At 45.2% G+C, this 16,059-nt stretch carries 19 protein-coding genes; 18 read left to right on the top strand and 1 reads right to left on the bottom strand.

Annotated features, from left to right (window positions below; translation table 11 throughout):
• Positions 1 to 10 precede the first annotated feature (10 nt).
• The 4 genes from fabD (at position 11) to rnc (ending at position 2,886) form a co-directional block, all read left to right on the top strand.
• Positions 11 to 958: an ACP S-malonyltransferase gene (gene fabD, locus ACE1TF_RS02180; RefSeq protein ID WP_375013870.1), complete on the top strand. Its 948-nt coding sequence runs from the start codon at positions 11 to 13 to the stop codon at positions 956 to 958.
• Entirely contained in the window at positions 958 to 1,704 is a 747-nt protein-coding gene (fabG, locus tag ACE1TF_RS02185; RefSeq protein WP_375013872.1) for a 3-oxoacyl-[acyl-carrier-protein] reductase, read from the top strand. The genes fabD and fabG overlap by 1 nt, the downstream gene beginning before the upstream one ends.
• A 103-nt stretch (positions 1,705 to 1,807) precedes the next feature.
• Positions 1,808 to 2,044 (top strand): acyl carrier protein, encoded by a 237-nt coding sequence (gene acpP, locus ACE1TF_RS02190; RefSeq protein WP_042401995.1) that lies wholly within the window; start codon positions 1,808 to 1,810, stop codon positions 2,042 to 2,044.
• Between the two features lie 71 nt (positions 2,045 to 2,115).
• Complete coding sequence (rnc, locus tag ACE1TF_RS02195) at positions 2,116 to 2,886, top strand: ribonuclease III (protein ID WP_375013874.1); 771 nt, start codon at positions 2,116 to 2,118, stop codon at positions 2,884 to 2,886.
• A gap of 32 nt (positions 2,887 to 2,918) precedes the next feature.
• On the opposite strand, the gene ACE1TF_RS02200 is transcribed toward rnc, so the two are convergent.
• A complete protein-coding gene (locus ACE1TF_RS02200) occupies positions 2,919 to 3,146 on the bottom strand; it encodes a DUF1128 domain-containing protein (RefSeq protein WP_375013876.1) in 228 nt (75 codons plus the stop codon).
• Positions 3,147 to 3,259: 113 nt separating this feature from the next.
• Here ACE1TF_RS02200 and smc point away from each other — a divergent pair, with 113 nt between their 5' ends.
• The 14 genes from smc (at position 3,260) to ACE1TF_RS02270 (ending at position 16,057) form a co-directional block, all read left to right on the top strand.
• On the top strand, positions 3,260 to 6,841 hold the full coding sequence (gene smc, locus ACE1TF_RS02205; RefSeq protein ID WP_375013878.1) for a chromosome segregation protein SMC: 3,582 nt from the start codon (positions 3,260 to 3,262) through the stop codon (positions 6,839 to 6,841).
• 22 nt (positions 6,842 to 6,863) lie between these two features.
• The gene (ftsY, locus tag ACE1TF_RS02210; protein ID WP_042402004.1) at positions 6,864 to 7,850 is read left to right on the top strand and encodes a signal recognition particle-docking protein FtsY; all 987 of its coding nucleotides are present in this window, start codon (positions 6,864 to 6,866) and stop codon (positions 7,848 to 7,850) included.
• Between the two features lie 78 nt (positions 7,851 to 7,928).
• Positions 7,929 to 8,258 carry a putative DNA-binding protein gene (locus ACE1TF_RS02215; protein ID WP_042402007.1) on the top strand — a complete coding sequence of 110 codons (330 nt, stop codon included), beginning with the start codon at positions 7,929 to 7,931 and terminating at the stop codon, positions 8,256 to 8,258.
• 13 nt (positions 8,259 to 8,271) lie between these two features.
• Complete coding sequence (ffh, locus tag ACE1TF_RS02220; RefSeq protein WP_042423597.1) at positions 8,272 to 9,624, top strand: signal recognition particle protein; 1,353 nt, start codon at positions 8,272 to 8,274, stop codon at positions 9,622 to 9,624.
• Between the two features lie 152 nt (positions 9,625 to 9,776).
• On the top strand, positions 9,777 to 10,049 hold the full coding sequence (gene rpsP / locus ACE1TF_RS02225; protein WP_042402009.1) for a 30S ribosomal protein S16: 273 nt from the start codon (positions 9,777 to 9,779) through the stop codon (positions 10,047 to 10,049).
• An 8-nt stretch (positions 10,050 to 10,057) separates the two neighbouring features.
• Entirely contained in the window at positions 10,058 to 10,288 is a 231-nt protein-coding gene (locus tag ACE1TF_RS02230; protein ID WP_042402012.1) for a KH domain-containing protein, read from the top strand.
• A 112-nt stretch (positions 10,289 to 10,400) separates the two neighbouring features.
• Positions 10,401 to 10,829, top strand: a complete 429-nt coding sequence (locus ACE1TF_RS02235; RefSeq protein ID WP_042402014.1) for a YlqD family protein — start codon at positions 10,401 to 10,403, stop codon at positions 10,827 to 10,829.
• Positions 10,813 to 11,346, top strand: a complete 534-nt coding sequence (rimM, locus tag ACE1TF_RS02240; RefSeq protein WP_042402016.1) for a ribosome maturation factor RimM — start codon at positions 10,813 to 10,815, stop codon at positions 11,344 to 11,346. The genes ACE1TF_RS02235 and rimM overlap by 17 nt, the downstream gene beginning before the upstream one ends.
• On the top strand, positions 11,343 to 12,068 hold the full coding sequence (trmD, locus tag ACE1TF_RS02245) for a tRNA (guanosine(37)-N1)-methyltransferase TrmD (protein ID WP_042402019.1): 726 nt from the start codon (positions 11,343 to 11,345) through the stop codon (positions 12,066 to 12,068). The genes rimM and trmD overlap by 4 nt, the downstream gene beginning before the upstream one ends.
• Before the next feature lie 112 nt (positions 12,069 to 12,180).
• Positions 12,181 to 12,525: a 50S ribosomal protein L19 gene (rplS, locus tag ACE1TF_RS02250; RefSeq protein WP_042402021.1), complete on the top strand. Its 345-nt coding sequence runs from the start codon at positions 12,181 to 12,183 to the stop codon at positions 12,523 to 12,525.
• A gap of 77 nt (positions 12,526 to 12,602) precedes the next feature.
• Positions 12,603 to 13,445 carry a ribosome biogenesis GTPase YlqF gene (ylqF, locus tag ACE1TF_RS02255; protein WP_042402024.1) on the top strand — a complete coding sequence of 281 codons (843 nt, stop codon included), beginning with the start codon at positions 12,603 to 12,605 and terminating at the stop codon, positions 13,443 to 13,445.
• A 46-nt stretch (positions 13,446 to 13,491) separates the two neighbouring features.
• A complete protein-coding gene (locus ACE1TF_RS02260; protein WP_375013883.1) occupies positions 13,492 to 14,256 on the top strand; it encodes a ribonuclease HII in 765 nt (254 codons plus the stop codon).
• 14 nt (positions 14,257 to 14,270) lie between these two features.
• Positions 14,271 to 15,761 (top strand): hypothetical protein, encoded by a 1,491-nt coding sequence (locus ACE1TF_RS02265; RefSeq protein ID WP_375013885.1) that lies wholly within the window; start codon positions 14,271 to 14,273, stop codon positions 15,759 to 15,761.
• Positions 15,758 to 16,057: an EscU/YscU/HrcU family type III secretion system export apparatus switch protein gene (locus tag ACE1TF_RS02270; protein ID WP_375013887.1), complete on the top strand. Its 300-nt coding sequence runs from the start codon at positions 15,758 to 15,760 to the stop codon at positions 16,055 to 16,057. The genes ACE1TF_RS02265 and ACE1TF_RS02270 overlap by 4 nt, the downstream gene beginning before the upstream one ends.
• The last annotated feature ends 2 nt before the right edge of the window (positions 16,058 to 16,059 follow it).

Raw genomic sequence — 16,059 nt, forward strand, 5'->3', positions numbered from 1 at the left:
AGTGGAAACGATGGAAAACATTGCATATTTATTTCCTGGTCAAGGTTCTCAAGCGCTCGGAATGGGACATGCTGCAGCAAATGACAGTGACAGTGCAAAAGCAATTCTCGACCGTGCGGATGACAGGTTGCCATTTTCTTTAAGCGAGTTAATGAAAAACGGACCTGAAGAACAATTGAAAGAAACGGCAAACGCGCAACCAGCGCTTCTAACGGCGAGCATTGCAAGTCTTTCCCTTTTAGAAGGTGCCGAGATTGAGCCTAGTTACATGGCTGGGCATAGTCTTGGGGAGTATAGCGCGCTTGTTGCCGCGGGTGCCCTTCGTTTTGATGACGCAGTTTATGCGGTTCATGAGCGAGGCAAGTTTATGCAAGCAGCAGTTCCTACGGGCGAGGGAACGATGGCGGCCGTTATTGGGATGGAACGTGAACCGCTCATGCAGATCACAAAGCGAGTAAGTGAGTCTGGTCACGCGGTTCAATTGGCAAACTTGAATGCTCCTGGACAAATCGTCATTTCTGGGACGGTTGAGGGGGTACAAGTTGCATCTGCGGCTGCGAAAGAAGAAGGGGCAAGACGAGTAATGCCACTAAACGTGAGCGGTCCATTCCATTCAGCGTTAATGGAACCGGCAAAAGAACAGTTGCGAGACGTACTCACAGCGATTGAATTCCAAGATGCACGTGTCCCCGTTGTAACGAACATTCATGCTGCACCAGTTTCAAACGGAGAAGAGTTGCGGCAAGGTCTAGTAGAGCAGCTCACCTCACCGGTGTATTGGGAGGACACGATCCGCTTTATGATTCGTGAAGGGGTAGATACGTTCGTTGAATTTGGGAGCGGTCAAGTTTTGTCTGGGCTCGTAAAAAAGATTCAACGCCGAGATGTGAATGTTTTCTCCATCAGCAACCTCGAAGAAGCTGAACAATTTAAACAAGCAGTAAAGGCGGTGAGATAATGACGTTAAAAGGCAAAAAAGCTCTTGTTACTGGTGGTTCACGAGGAATTGGTCGCGCCATTGCAGTCGCTCTTGCAAAACAAGGGGCAGATGTTGCGATTAACTATGCTGGAAATGCTGCCAAAGCAGACGAAGTAAAAAATGAATGTATAGCTGAAGGTGTTGAGGCTTTCACCATTCAAGCAGATGTTGCGAGTGAAGATGACGTCAAGAACATGTTTCAAGAAGTGCAATCTCAATTCGGGGGCATTGACCTGCTCATTAATAACGCCGGGATTACACGAGACAACCTCGTTATGCGCATGAAAAGTGACGATTGGGACGCAGTCATCGATACAAATTTAAAGGGGGTGTTTCTATGCTCCAAAGCGGCATCCCGACCAATGATGAAGCAGCGGAGCGGAGCGATCATTAACATTGCATCGGTTGTTGGTTCCATTGGGAACGCGGGCCAAGCGAATTACACAGCGGCAAAAGCAGGTGTTCTCGGTCTAACAAAGACGCTAGCTCGAGAATTTGCGGCACGGAACATCCGTGTCAATGCGGTTGCTCCTGGGTTCATCGCAACGGAAATGACCGACCAACTTGATGAACAAACGCGAGTTAGTTTGTTGGCAAACATTCCACTAAATGAACTCGGAAAGCCAGAAGACATTGCAGAAGCCGTCGTTTTTCTTGCCAGTGATGCAAGTCGTTATATGACAGGGCAAACCCTGCATGTAGACGGCGGTATGTACATGGGATAAAGGACGATATTCACTAGTTTTTTTTCGAAGTTTCATCTATAATAACAAAAGGATTGCCATCTTTTTCTTAAAAGAGAAAGATGATTAATGGAGGCGAATAAATATGGCAGAGAATAACACACTTGAACGTGTAACGAAGATTATCGTAGATCGACTAAGCGTAGAAGCAGCAGACGTAAAAATGGAAGCAACATTCAAAGACGATCTCGGAGCAGATTCCCTTGATGTTGTTGAACTCGTTATGGAACTTGAAGATGAGTTTGAACTTGAAATTTCTGATGAAGAAGCTGAAAAAATTTCAACGGTTGCTGATGTCGTCAATTACATAGATGCACAGTAACTGAACGAACAAGTTCTGCACAAAGGTGCAGAACTTGTTTTCCGGTTAGGATCTTTGAAAGGAGTGTGCTTATGCGGCGGCAAACGGAGCGAAAGCCAAAACGTAAAGCTCAGACGAATGTTCACCCGCAATTGGCAAGGCGGTTTGATGATTTAATTGAAAGTTTATCGATTACGTTTACGAATAAACAAATTCTCTATCAAGCATTTACTCATTCATCCTATGTGAATGAACAGAGGTTTCGTTCGGACCAAGATAATGAACGATTGGAGTTTCTTGGAGATGCTGTACTTGAGCTTGCCGTATCCCAGCATCTATTTAAACGGTTCCCGACGATGCAAGAAGGGGAGATGACGAAACTCCGAGCAGCAGTTGTATGTGAGCCATCCCTTGCAGACTTAGCTGAGCGTTTGAACTTCGGAACGCTTATCTTTTTAGGTAAAGGGGAAGAAATGAGTGGAGGCCGCGAACGCCCAGCCATGCTCGCTGATGTGTTTGAAGCGTTTGTCGGTGCACTTTATCTTGACCAAGGCATGGATTCGGTGTACGTATTCCTTGAAGAGACGGTCTATCAGAAGATTAAAAGTGGCAGTTATACACATGTGATGGATTTTAAAAGTCAATTGCAAGAGTTCGTTCAGCAAGAAAGTGGCGCTAGAATTCAATATGAGATTGTCGCTGAGGAAGGACCTGCACATAGTCGAGAGTTCGTTTCACAAGTGTATGTAAATAAAGCATTGCACGGTGAAGGAAGAGGAAAGACGAAGAAAGCTGCAGAACAGCATGCTGCGCAACTTGCACTTGCAGAATTAAGCAAAGATGTGGTAGAAAAACAGCACTAACCAATTTCTAAGAAAATGGTTAGTGCTGAGAATTATTTCTTAACCTTAATGGACCCAAGCTCAGAAACGAGCGCATCGATCTCTTTTACGCTTAGATTAGGATGATGAATGACGTAATCGTACACATCACGAATATCATCATATCGTGATAACGAATAGCCATCTGGGTCTAGAATCGCCCGATTGACGACGTTTAATCGTTCCTGCAGCTTTTCAAACATGTAAGTCATATTCTCTTTTGTTGCTTCTTGAAGTTCCATGAATAGCCTCCTTTTCTCTTTTATTTTAGAGGCGATTTTCATGTTTGAAAAGGTGAGACGTAAAAAAAGTCAGATCAGGAAATAAGGGGTAAGGTTGAATTGAGGGTACATGTATGCATTTAAAACGACTGGAAATTTCAGGATTCAAGTCTTTTGCGTCACCGCTGACCGTAGACTTTGACCGAGGAATTACCGCCGTTGTCGGCCCAAACGGTAGCGGCAAAAGCAATGTTGCGGATGCCGTGAGATGGGTGCTAGGAGAACAGTCCGCCAAACAGCTTCGTGGATCAAAAATGGAAGATGTCATTTTTGCTGGCAGTGAATCGCGAAAACGAGTGAACCTCGCTCAAGTTACACTCGTGTTAGACAATGAAGACGGTCATTTACAATCGGACTATACGGAAATTAGTATGACGCGTAAATTGTTTCGGAGTGGGGAGAGCGAATATAAGTTAAACGGGACGAGTTGTCGCAGAAAAGATCTCGTAGATTTACTCGTTGACTCTGGGCTCGGCAAAGAAGCGTATTCCATGATCGGGCAAGGAGAAGTAGAAAAGATTCTCTCTTCTAAACCTGAAGAGCGTAGAGCGATGTTTGAAGATGCGGCAGGCGTATTGAAGTATAAATCTCGTAAACAGCAATCAGAAAAGAAACTTCAAGAAACGATGGAGAATTTGGATCGGGTAGAAGACATTTTGCATGAGCTCGAGCAGCAAATTGAGCCTTTAGAAATCCAAGCGTCAACGGCAAAAGAATACATTGAGAAAAAAGAAGAATTAACTGCGCTAGATGTCGCACTTCTTGCGATTGACATTGAAGACAAACATAAAAAATGGTCTGTTTCCAAACAAGATGTCGAAACCTTACAGGAACGTCTGAAAACAGAAGAGAAACAGTTGGCTTCGTATACGGATGCGAGAAAAGAAGAAACAAATAAACTTCAAAACATTGAACAAAACTTAGAATCTGCTCAGACGAAATTGTTAGAAGCTAGTGAACGTCTTCAGCAACAAGAAGGCCACAAGAAGCTCATGGACGAACGAGGGACGAATGCCTATACCCGTTTGGATGAGTTGGACAAACGGATTACGGCGATTGAAAGTGAATGGAAAAGAAAGAAAACAGAGTTGGATGATGAAGATCAGGATCTTCGAGAAAAGACGAATCAATTAACGGCGTTAGACGAACAGTGGAAAGAGTTAACGAACCGTGCAAGCCGTTCGAAAGAGGATCTTGAAGAAGAGATTGAAACATTAAAAACGACGTATATCGATGTTTTGAATGAACAAGCTGCCACAAAGAATGAGTTGCGTTATCACGATGAACAACGAAAAAAGCTACGCCATCGCTTGCGCATCTTGGATGAAGAGAATAAAGGGACAGATGAGGAGTTAAAAGCTCAGGATAAGCAGCATCAAGAGGCGATTCAACGTGTGAAAGCACTTCAAGCCAAGCGCGAAGCAGCCAATGATGATGAGCAATCGTTGGATGGAGAGATTGAGCAGGCGACCCAAAAGAAGGTAGACACAGAAGATCATCTCTATCGTGGGTATCGATCGAGGGAAGATGTGACGTCACGACTCGCTTTGCTAGACCGAATGGAGCAAGAACACGCTGGCTTCTTTCAAGGAGTTAAAGCTGTTCTTCAAGCAAAGGACCGTGAGAACCTGACAGGGATTGTCGGTCCGATCGCATCCCTCGTCTCTTCTGATAAGAAGTTTGAGACGGCGATTGAGACGGCACTTGCCGGTGCGCTCCAACACGTCGTCGTTGATACCGAACGTTCAGGTCGTCAAGCCATTCAGTATTTGAAAAACCACCGAGAAGGTCGGGCAACATTTTTACCGTTAGACGTCATGCGAGCGCGTACAATTCCTGAAGCTCTCGTAAAAAAGCTGCAAACCCATGATGGCTATTTAGGGACGGCTAAAGAAAACGTTCAGTATGAACAACAGCTCGAACCGGTCATTGGCAACTTGCTCGGAGCCGTCATTATTGCGACAGATTTAAAAGCAGGAAATCAATTAGCGCAAATGGTCAACTATAAAAACCGAATTGTTACGATGGACGGTGACGTGATCAACCCTGGAGGGTCGATGACTGGCGGGGGCGAGAAGCGTAAAGGAATGGAGCTGCTCGGTAGGAAGCGTGAACGAGAAGAGCTACGAGAAAAGCAAACGTCTATTGAGGAAGCGATTCAATCTCTTGAAAAACGAGTTGCGACTGAAAAAGAGACACTCGCTCAACTTGAAGAAAAGAAACAGGAACAACTCCTTCAAAGTGAAACCATTCGTTTAGAGTTGGAAACAGCAAAAGAACAAGCCCAACAACTTGCCCAGCAAAAGGAGCGGGACGGGGCGCATCATTCCTTGTATATTAAAGAGCGAGAAGCTTATTTACAAGAGCTTACCGATACCGAAGAGCATGTGGAACGAACCGAAGAAAAAGAGCAGTCACTCGTCACACGTGTACAACAACTCCAGCAGTCGATCGAACAAAAAGAAGCGCTCAAAAAAGAAGAAGAGTCCTCGGAGAAAGATCTCCAAGAGCGTGTGACGGAGATGAGAATTGAGCGGGCGAAACAAAAAGAACAATTCGAAAGTCAGCAACAAACCGTCAAACGGTTGCAAGCGGATGTAAAAGAACATCAGAAAGGTCTTGAAGCCGCCAAAGATGAGCGGAAAACATTAGAATCAAGACTCGGTGACTTATCAGAAGGCTCATCGACGATTGATGATGATATTCAGTTGACATCTGAGGAAAAGAAAACTGAGCAGGCGAAGGTTGAGGATGGCAAAGCAAAACGTGAGCAAGTGAAACAACAACTTCAATTGTTAGAAGAGCAAGTTCAACGTTACGAAGTGCGGGTAAGTGAAGAGGCAACGAAAAAGCAAGATGAGGAACTGTGCCTTCACCGGTTAGACATTGAACTCGACCACTTGCTAAACCGTCTGCAATCCGAATATGAACAAAGTTATGAAGCGGCAAGACGTGACTATGAGCTGTCCATTCCTGTGGACGAAGCACGTACGAAAGTGAAGCTGCTAAAAAAAGCGATTGATGAGCTTGGGTTTGTCAACCTTGGAGCGATTGATGAGTTTGAACGGATTTCCGAACGTCACGATTTCCTTAAAAGCCAGCAAGAAGATCTATTAGAAGCTAGACGCACTCTTCAAGAAGCGATTCGCGAGATGGATGAGGAGATGACGCGGAAGTTTCGTGAGACGTTCGTGCAAATCCGCGCACAATTTAAAGAAACGTACCGGAAAATGTTTGGGGGAGGAGAGGCTGACCTCGAGCTGAGCGACCCAGATGATCTGCTCGAGAGTGGGATTGATATTTTTGCTCGACCACCAGGAAAGAAACGCCAGGCGCTATCCCTACTCTCTGGTGGAGAGCGAGCGCTCACTGCCATTGCTCTATTGTTCGCGATTTTGAACGTGAGACCGGTGCCGTTTTGCATATTGGACGAAGTGGAAGCCGCGTTAGATGAAGCGAACGTCACTCGGTTTGCAAACTATTTACAGTCGTTCGCTCACCAAACCCAATTCATCGTCATTACACACAGAAAAGGGACGATGGCGTCTTGTGACGCACTGTATGGGGTCACAATGGAAGAATCAGGTGTATCGCGACTTGTTTCCGTTCGTTTAGAAGAAACCGAACAACTCGAGGCCATCGTCTCGGGAGATTAAATCGTGGAAAGGTGTAGATGACATGAGCTTCTTTCGAAAACTTAAAGAACGCGTGACGAATCAAACCGATTCGATGACCGATAAATTTAAAGATGGTTTGCAAAAGACGAGAGATTCATTCTCTGAGAAAATGAACAGTCTCGCTGCAAAGTATCGAACTGTAGACGAAGATTTCTTTGAAGAACTTGAAGAACTTCTCATTTCGGCAGATGTTGGCGTGAATACGGTCATGGAACTCGTTGATGAACTTAGAGATGAGGCAAAGCTGAAAAATGTTAAAAACAGTCACGATATTTTACCGATCATTAGTGAAAAATTGACCGAAAGACTCGATTTTACCGGTCATGACAGTGAGCTTACAATGAACCCCGATGGGATGACTGTCATCTTGTTCGTCGGTGTGAACGGTGTTGGAAAAACGACGACGATTGGTAAACTCGCACACCACTTCAAGCAAACCGACCAAAAAGTTGTGTTAGCCGCCGGGGATACATTTCGTGCAGGGGCGATTGAACAGTTAGCGGTTTGGGGAGAGCGCGTCGGTGTAGATGTAATCAAGCAAGCCGAAGGTTCAGACCCTGCAGCGGTCATGTACGACGCCATTCATGCTGCCCGCTCTCGTGGGGCGAATGTGCTTTTGTGTGATACCGCTGGCCGCTTGCAAAATAAAGTGAATCTCATGAAAGAGCTTGAGAAAGTGAAGCGTGTAATCCAACGTGAAGTACCGAGCGCTCCTCATGAAGTGTTGCTCGTTCTGGATGCAACGACTGGTCAAAATGCGATGGCCCAAGCAAAACAATTTAAAGAAGCCACCGATGTATCCGGGATTGTGTTAACGAAGCTTGATGGTACGGCGAAAGGTGGAATTGTGCTCGCCATTCGCAACGAGCTTGATATACCAGTGAAATTTGTTGGGCTAGGCGAGAAGATGGATGACTTACAGCCGTTTCAAGCGGAACAGTTCACGTACGGACTTTTTCAAAACATGGTCGAGAAAGAAGAGGACTAACCGTTTCTTGACAGCGTGACGCGCAGCTTGTAACATTTAATTGTAAAGGCTATTCACTTAACAGTGAGGGTGAATTCAGTGCTTGAAAAGACGATGAGAATGAACGCGTTGTTTGATTTCTATCATTCGCTTCTCACAGACAAACAACGCAATTATTTAAAGCTCTACTATTACGATGATTATTCGCTCGGTGAGATCTCTGAACTTTATGAGGTGAGCAGGCAGGCGGTGTATGATAATATTCGCCGCAGTGAACAGATGCTTGAAGACTATGAGGCGAAGCTGGGTCTTTTTCATCGATACCGAATTCGACAAGAGCTATACAAGGCACTTAAAGAGATCGGTGACGAGACAGATAACCGGGAATTACTCCGGATTAGTGAAGAATTAGAACGAGCCGAAGAGTAAGGAGGGGATTCCAATCGCATTTGAAAGTTTAGCGGAAAGACTTCAACAAACGATGCAAAAGATTAAGGGTAAAGGAAAGGTTAACGAAGCGGACGTCAAAGAAATGACCCGTGAAGTGAGGCTTGCTTTGCTCGAAGCCGACGTGAACTTTAAAGTCGTGAAACAATTCGTAAACCGCATTAAAGAACGGGCGGTTGGCCAGGAAGTGATGAAGAGTTTAACTCCCGGCCAACAAGTCATCAAAGTCGTCAACGAAGAACTGACTGAATTGATGGGCGCTGAAGAAAGCAAGATTGCTACAGCGAACAAACCTCCTACGATCATTATGATGGTCGGTTTGCAAGGTGCAGGTAAAACGACGACAGCGGCGAAACTTGCCAACTATTTGCGAAAGCAAAAGAACAAAACACCGATGCTCGTTGCCGCTGACGTATACCGTCCAGCGGCCATTGACCAGTTGAATACACTCGGAAAGCAATTAAATATGCCTGTGTACTCGGATGGGACCGATAAAAACCCGGTGGACATCGTCAATGCAGGTGTGCAAATGGCGAAAGATAACCAACATGACACGGTCATCTTGGATACGGCAGGTCGTTTGCATGTGGACGAATCACTTATGGGTGAACTGCTGCAGATGAAAGACGCTGTAACTCCTGATGAAATTCTTCTCGTTGTCGATGCGATGACCGGTCAAGATGCCGTTAACGTTGCCGAACATTTCAACGAACAGCTCGAAATTAATGGCGTCGTATTAACGAAGCTAGACGGCGATACACGCGGAGGGGCAGCTTTATCGATTCGCGCGGTCACTGACAAGCCGATTAAGTTCGCCGGAATGGGTGAAAAGATTGACCAACTTGAACCATTCCATCCAGAGCGAATGGCGTCTCGAATTCTCGGTATGGGTGATGTACTTTCATTAATTGAAAAAGCACAGACGAACGTCGATGAAGAGAAAGCCAAAGAGTTGGAAGCGAAGATGCGCAATGCCGACTTGACGTTTGATGACTTTTTGGAACAACTCGATCAAGTGAAGAGCATGGGGCCTTTAGAAGACCTACTCGGGATGATTCCAGGTGCTGGGAAAATGAAAGGCTTAAAGAACATGCAAGTTGACGACAGCCAAATTGGAAAAGTGGAAGCGATCATTCGTTCCATGACGAAAGCGGAAAAAGTCGACCCTAAACTGATGAATGCTAGCCGAAAGCGAAGAATTGCTAAAGGTAGTGGAACGACCGTTCAAGATGTGAATAAGCTGCTCAAACAGTTTGATGATATGAAAAAAATGATGAAACAGATGTCTTCACAAATGACAGGCAAGAAAAAAGGAAAAGGCGGGATGCAGCTCCCGTTTATGAAGTAGACAAAGATTTTTATGCTGAAAAGGAAAAACCCTTTACACATGAAAAGATTTTGTCTATAATAGGCTAATGTGCGATGAATTCACTAGAATTATTGCAAGGCGTTCTGCCTTTTAAACAAAAAAGAAAACAAATATAATGGAGGTTGAGGATTATGGCAACGAAAATTCGTCTTAAAAGAATGGGATCAAAGAAAAGACCTTTTTACCGTGTAGTTGTTGCGGACTCTCGCGCACCACGTGATGGTCGCTTTATCGAGGAGATTGGAACGTACAACCCGCTTCTTACAGAAAACACATTTGATGTGAAAGAAGAGCGTGCGCTTAAGTGGATGCTAGATGGAGCTAAACCATCTGACACGGTACGTAACCTATTCTCTAAAGCTGGCCTTATGGAGAAAGTCCATAACGCGAAGAACGGCAAGTAGGTTAACCGATGCTAAAAAAACTCGTCTTGACCGTTGCCCAGACGCTTGTGGATCACCCTGAAGACGTTCACGTAGACCAAGTGGAACAAGAAGGAACGACAGTGTTAACGCTGTCTGTGCACAAGGAAGACATGGGGAAAGTCATCGGCAAAAGCGGCAAAGTTGCAAGCGCATTGCGCACGGTTTTGGCCGCAGCGAACCGGGATCACGGAAAGGTTCGACTAAACATTGCTGATTAAGGACGTGTGAGGGGGAGGCGAAGCCTTCCTCTTTCTTTTTACTCGTTTTTGCTCAATCCGGACAAGATTAATGGTATATTGAAAGTATTACATATCAACTAGAGGTGATCCAATGAGAATTGAAAAGAAAGTGCTCGTTCGTCATGTACTCACCGAAGACTATCGGAAGAAATTATTGGCTAAAATGGAACAAGACAAGCAGCGTTTGATGACGGAGACGGAACAACTCCGTTTTCAATCACAGAAACAAGCGAAAGAGCAAACCGATGCCAACAACAAAGCGCTCGTAAAAACGAGGTTTAACGCGGAAATAAAGAAGCGTACACAACGAATTGAAAGCATTACTTTTCGTGAGAATAAGATTCGTACGCTTCCAGAAGGTTCTCTTGTAACAAGTGAAACGTTGAAACGTACGACCGATGTAAAAGTCGGCGACAAATGGGCAGACCATAAGCTAGAAGATGAAATCATCATTGAAGATGGTATGGTTACAGAGATTCGCACTAAAGGAGATCAAGGAGATCATGACGTCAAACACTGAGTATTTTAAAGTGGGGACGATTGTTAATACCCATGGAGTGCGGGGTGAGGTGCGTGTCATTCCGTCAACCGATTTCAAAGAAGAACGGTTTCAAGTAGGTAACACACTTTCTCTTCTTGGCAAAAACAAAAACCGTTCATCGGTTAAAATTACAGGCTCAAGGACTCATAAGCAATTTCAACTTCTCACGTTAGAAGGCATTGATTCTAAGGAGAGCGCAGATACGCTTAGAGATGCTGAATTGCAAGTGCATGAATCTGAGCGCGAGCATTTGCCAGAAGGTGATTTCTACTATAGTGAAATCGTCGGGTTGAACGTTGTTACAACTGATGGACAAACGCTTGGTGTCGTGAAAGAAATACTTTCTCCTGGAGCGAATGACGTGTGGGTCGTCAAGCGACATGAACCGATGAAAAAAGACGTGTTATTGCCGTATATTGATGATGTCATCATTGATGTCAATCGTTCTGAACGAGTCGTCACCGTGCGGCTAATGGAAGGATTGTTAGACGAATGAACCTTCATTTTCTAACGCTTTTTCCAGAGATGTTTACTGGAGTCAAAGAGTCTTCCATATGGAAACAAGCGAATGATAAAGGTAGTGCCACTTACACGATTACGAATTTCCGAGACTATACCGATAATAAGCACAAGAAAGTCGATGACTACCCGTTTGGCGGTGGTGCAGGCATGGTGCTTCGTGCGCAACCGATTCACGATGCGTTGCAGGCAATTCCTCGCACAGAAAAGGAACGAGTCGTCCTGTTATGCCCTCAAGGCGAAGCATACACACAAAAGAAAGCGGAAGAGCTTGCCGACGCTGATCAAATCGTTTTTATTTGTGGCCATTATGAAGGGTATGATGAACGTATTCGCACGCTCGTCACAGATGAGATTTCTGTAGGGGATTACGTGCTTACCGGTGGGGAGCTGGCATCGATGATTGTTGCAGATAGCGTCATTCGTTTGCAGCCTGGAGTGCTCGGAAATGATGAATCGGCGGTTAAAGACTCGTTTAGTACCGGTTTATTGGAACATCCTCAATACACCCGACCAGCCGAGTGGAATGGTTTGCACGTACCTGAAGTGTTGCTCTCTGGTCATCATGAGCGTATTCATGAGTGGCGAGAAAAAGAAGCGCTGAAGCGAACGTGGCAGCGGAGACCGGATTTGCTCGAACAAAAAGAACTGTCCGAACGAGAACACGTTTGGATAAAAGAATTTGAAGGAAACAATTGAAGAACGGCTGTCCATATGCTATGATAGCAGTTGTGGCGAAAGCCCTTGAATCCGATGTTCCGCTATGGAAATCCCGTAAGAGCATCCGAGAAGAAAGGAGGCAGTATGCCTTATGACAAACATTATTCGTGAAATTAACAAAGCTCAACTAAAGAGTGATGTACCTAACTTCCGTCCTGGAGATACAGTCGCTGTCGACGTTAAAGTTGTCGAGGGTTCTCGTGAGAGAATTCAGGTATTCCAAGGTGTTGTACTCAAGCGTCGCGGAAGTTCAATTAGCGAAACGTTTACCGTGCGTAAGATCTCTTCTGGTGTAGGAATTGAGCGTACATTCCCGGTTCATTCACCAAGAATCGCTAAGATTGACGTGAAGCGCCGTGGTCGCGTACGTCAAGCAAGATTGTACTACTTGCGTAAACTTCAAGGAAAAGCAGCAAGAGTAAAAGAACTTCGCTAAATTGTAGACCAACGAAAGGAGCTTGCCACCATACAGGCTCCTTTTTCGCACTTCTAAAAGTAAAGGAAGTTGTAACCATGACAATACAATGGTTCCCCGGACATATGGCTAAAGCCATCCGGGAGATGAAAGAAAATATTAAAAAAGTCGATGTCGTGATTGAACTGCTTGATGCCCGCATCCCAGAATCTTCTAGAAATCCGGTGTTAGAAGAAGTCGTAACTGACCAGCCGCGAGTGCTCGTTTTTATGAAACCAGACTTAGCAGATCCAGAACGAACGAAAGAGTGGGTCGCCCACTACGAACAACGTGGACAAGCAGCAGTCGTGGTGGACGCCAAGAAAAACACAGGCATACAAACGCTCATTAAAGAAGTGCTCAATCAGGCAGAACCGAAGATGGATAAGTTGAAGCAAAAAGGCATTCGACAACGTTCTGTGCGTGCCATGATTGTCGGCATTCCAAACGTAGGAAAATCGACGCTCATTAATCGACTTGTCGGGAGAAACCAAGCAACAACCGGGAATAAACCAGGGGTGACAAGAAAGAACGAATGGTTAAAAGTTGGCAAAAAAATGGAGCTGCTCGATACGCCAGGCGTCCTTTGGCCAAAGTTTGAAGATCAAACGGTCGGCCTTAGATTGGCAGCGACAGGAGCCATTAAAGATGAGCGTCTAGACTTTTCTGATGTTGCCCTATATTTGATTCGTTATCTTAAAGAACAATACCCAAATGCGCTAACTGTGCGCTATAACATAAAAGAAGCTCCGACTGAAGATGTGGCGTGGTTTGAAGAAATTGGAAAAAGAAGAGGCTGTCTAATGAGCGGAGGAGACATCGATTTTGATCAAACTTCCGAACTGATTTTGAGGGAGTTTCGTTCAGAGAAGTTAGGGAGAATTACGCTAGAACGGCCATAACGACCGTCTACACGTAACGCTCCCTTTTTTTAAAAAGGAGAAAACGATGAATAAGGAAAGCATAAAGGCAGTGAAAGCCCAGTTATTTGAAGAAGGTGCAGTGCATGACGAGAACTGGCTTAAAGCGCTGCGTGCAGACGAAAGAAAAGGCATTCAAAAGCTTCTCTCCCAGTACGATGCACTCATCGAAAAACAAACAACAGATTTGAACATATATACCGATAAAAGAAATGAAGAGTATCGTCTCTGTCGCACGTGGAACTTTGCAGGCATTGATGAAGTCGGGCGAGGTCCACTAGCTGGACCGGTGACGACAGCTGCAGTTATAATCCCTGAGCACGTGATGCTGCCGGGCATTGATGATTCAAAAAAACTTTCACAAAAAGAGAGAGCCCGTCTATATACCCTCATTATGGAAACGTGCGTTGTAGGCATTGGTGAGGCGACTGTTGAAGAAATTGACGAAATCAACATTTATTATGCTACGCAATTAGCAATGAAACGGGCGATTGAAACATTGCCGACCCAACCGGATCATTTACTCGTTGATGCGATGACGTTACCCGTGCCCATTCGCCAAACCTCACTGACGAAAGGTGATCAGCACAGTGCTGCCATAGCAGCCGCCTCGATTGTCGCTAAGGAGACAAGAGACAGGTTTATGAGGGAGCTTCATGAACGCTTCCCGGTGTATGGATTTGACCAGCACGTAGGATACGGGACGAAGCGCCATCTTGATGCTCTTGATGATTATGGACCTTCTTCTGAACATCGCTTGAGTTTCCGTCCAGTCGCCGAACGTTTACTCTAAGAGAGGGTGTAGGTATGGACCATCAAAACATAAACCGTTCATTATCGGTGTCAAGAGATCTAACGCTTGGTAAGCCTAAACTAACGCCTGGCCAATGGTTTAGTGGACGAATTACAAAGATTTATAGGGGACGTCAAGCTGTTGTACATACATCCGGCGGTTCGATGGTTGCTCGTCTCGAAGCCCCGCTCACAGCGAATGAGCGCTATTTATTTCAAGTGCAGTCGGTTAAAGGTGAGGTCCATTTGAAAGTATTTCCCACCCCGTCCAACTCCCCGTCTAAAGACCAATTGAGTGCAACAGGTCTAGGGAATAACCGGCAGGAACGGGCGTTGCTCGGTCGTTTTTTAAGAGACGAAACGCCGTTTACTACGAATGCTTTGCAACAAGGGGGGGAACTGCTAAAAGCGATTGGAAGAAAAGATGCGCACGCAGTGAAGATTGTCGGAGCGATGATTCAACAACTTTTGCCGTTAACCCCTTCGGTCTATCAAGCCATCGACGCTTTCACGCGAGGAGACCAAGGGGCATCAGCGTTCCTTCGTAAACTGCAAAGCTCCACGACGATGCAAGCGGCAACACCGTCCTCCAATCAATTTCTACAATTGCTTACGACCCTTTTAGAAAGATCGTCTGTTTCAGCAAATCAGGCAGTGACGACCTCCCGATTGGAGCAATTGCTCCAAGAAGCAACTGGACGAGAAGTACCGCATCGTAGGGGAGAAGGGGCAAGAATGTTGCTGGCGAGGATTGGGCTTGTGAACGAGGGAGTGGCAACCGCGACGAGAGAGACATTTATACACCAACTAAAAGAGACGTATCCAGCGTATACTCAATCGCGTGAGTGGAGCACTTGGTTAACCCCTTCTTCACAGATGTTTGAGCGTTTGAAAACGATCCTCTCTCTTCAAAACCTAACCGCTCATGAACGCGTAGCTCTGCAGCGACTTGTTGGCCAAGAAGTGATGCACGTACAACAAGTGAAACAATTACTAGACACGAGTACAAGTCAACGAATGCTCGTGCAAACGTTGGAGCGTGGTATGAATACGGAGATGAGCCCGCAGGCGGTAACATTGTTTACTTCCGTTGCCCAACAAATTGCCGGCACGCATCTGCTCGCTGCAATTCATGACTTTCAAGCATTTTATATTCCACTAGAGCGAGAAGAAACATATACCGATTTGTTTTTACTACACAAGCGAGAGCATCATGAAGCTTTTCGAATTCTGTTTTTTCTAAATCTGGAAATGCTCGGTGACACCGTCATTGACATGCAAGTCGTCAAAGAGCAACTTTTCTTAAACATTCGCACAAAACAACAGGAACCAGAGTGGATAAAGACGGTCATGACCCCGCTTTTAACCGATCGGCTGGAGCAAGCAGGATTTGTGTTGTCAAAATTTCAGTGGGAAGAGCCAGAAAATGGAGAACCGGTATTAACACTACAAAAAAATGAGCAAGAAAATACGAAAACTTCAAAGCGATTGGACATAAGAATATGAAGAAGAAACGAAATTTTGCAGCCGCTCTTCGTTATGACAAAGATCGCACAGACGCGCCCGTTGTCAAAGCAAAAGGGTATGGACATGTGGCTGACCAGATCAAAAAATCCGCGGAGAAATCAGCAATTCCGGTACAAAAGGATCCGTCTCTTGCTGAATTATTGTCTCATTTACATATGAATGAGCCGATCCCAGAGCACTTGTATGAAGCGGTTGCTGAAGTGTTTGCTTTTATTTATCAAGTGGAGAGAGAAATGAAAGAAATCCAAACAAACGGGAACGATAGGGGGGGATAGAT

Origin of the sequence: Geomicrobium sp. JSM 1781026, assembly GCF_041949955.1 — a bacterium.
Lineage (GTDB): Bacteria > Bacillota > Bacilli > Bacillales > Marinococcaceae > Geomicrobium_A.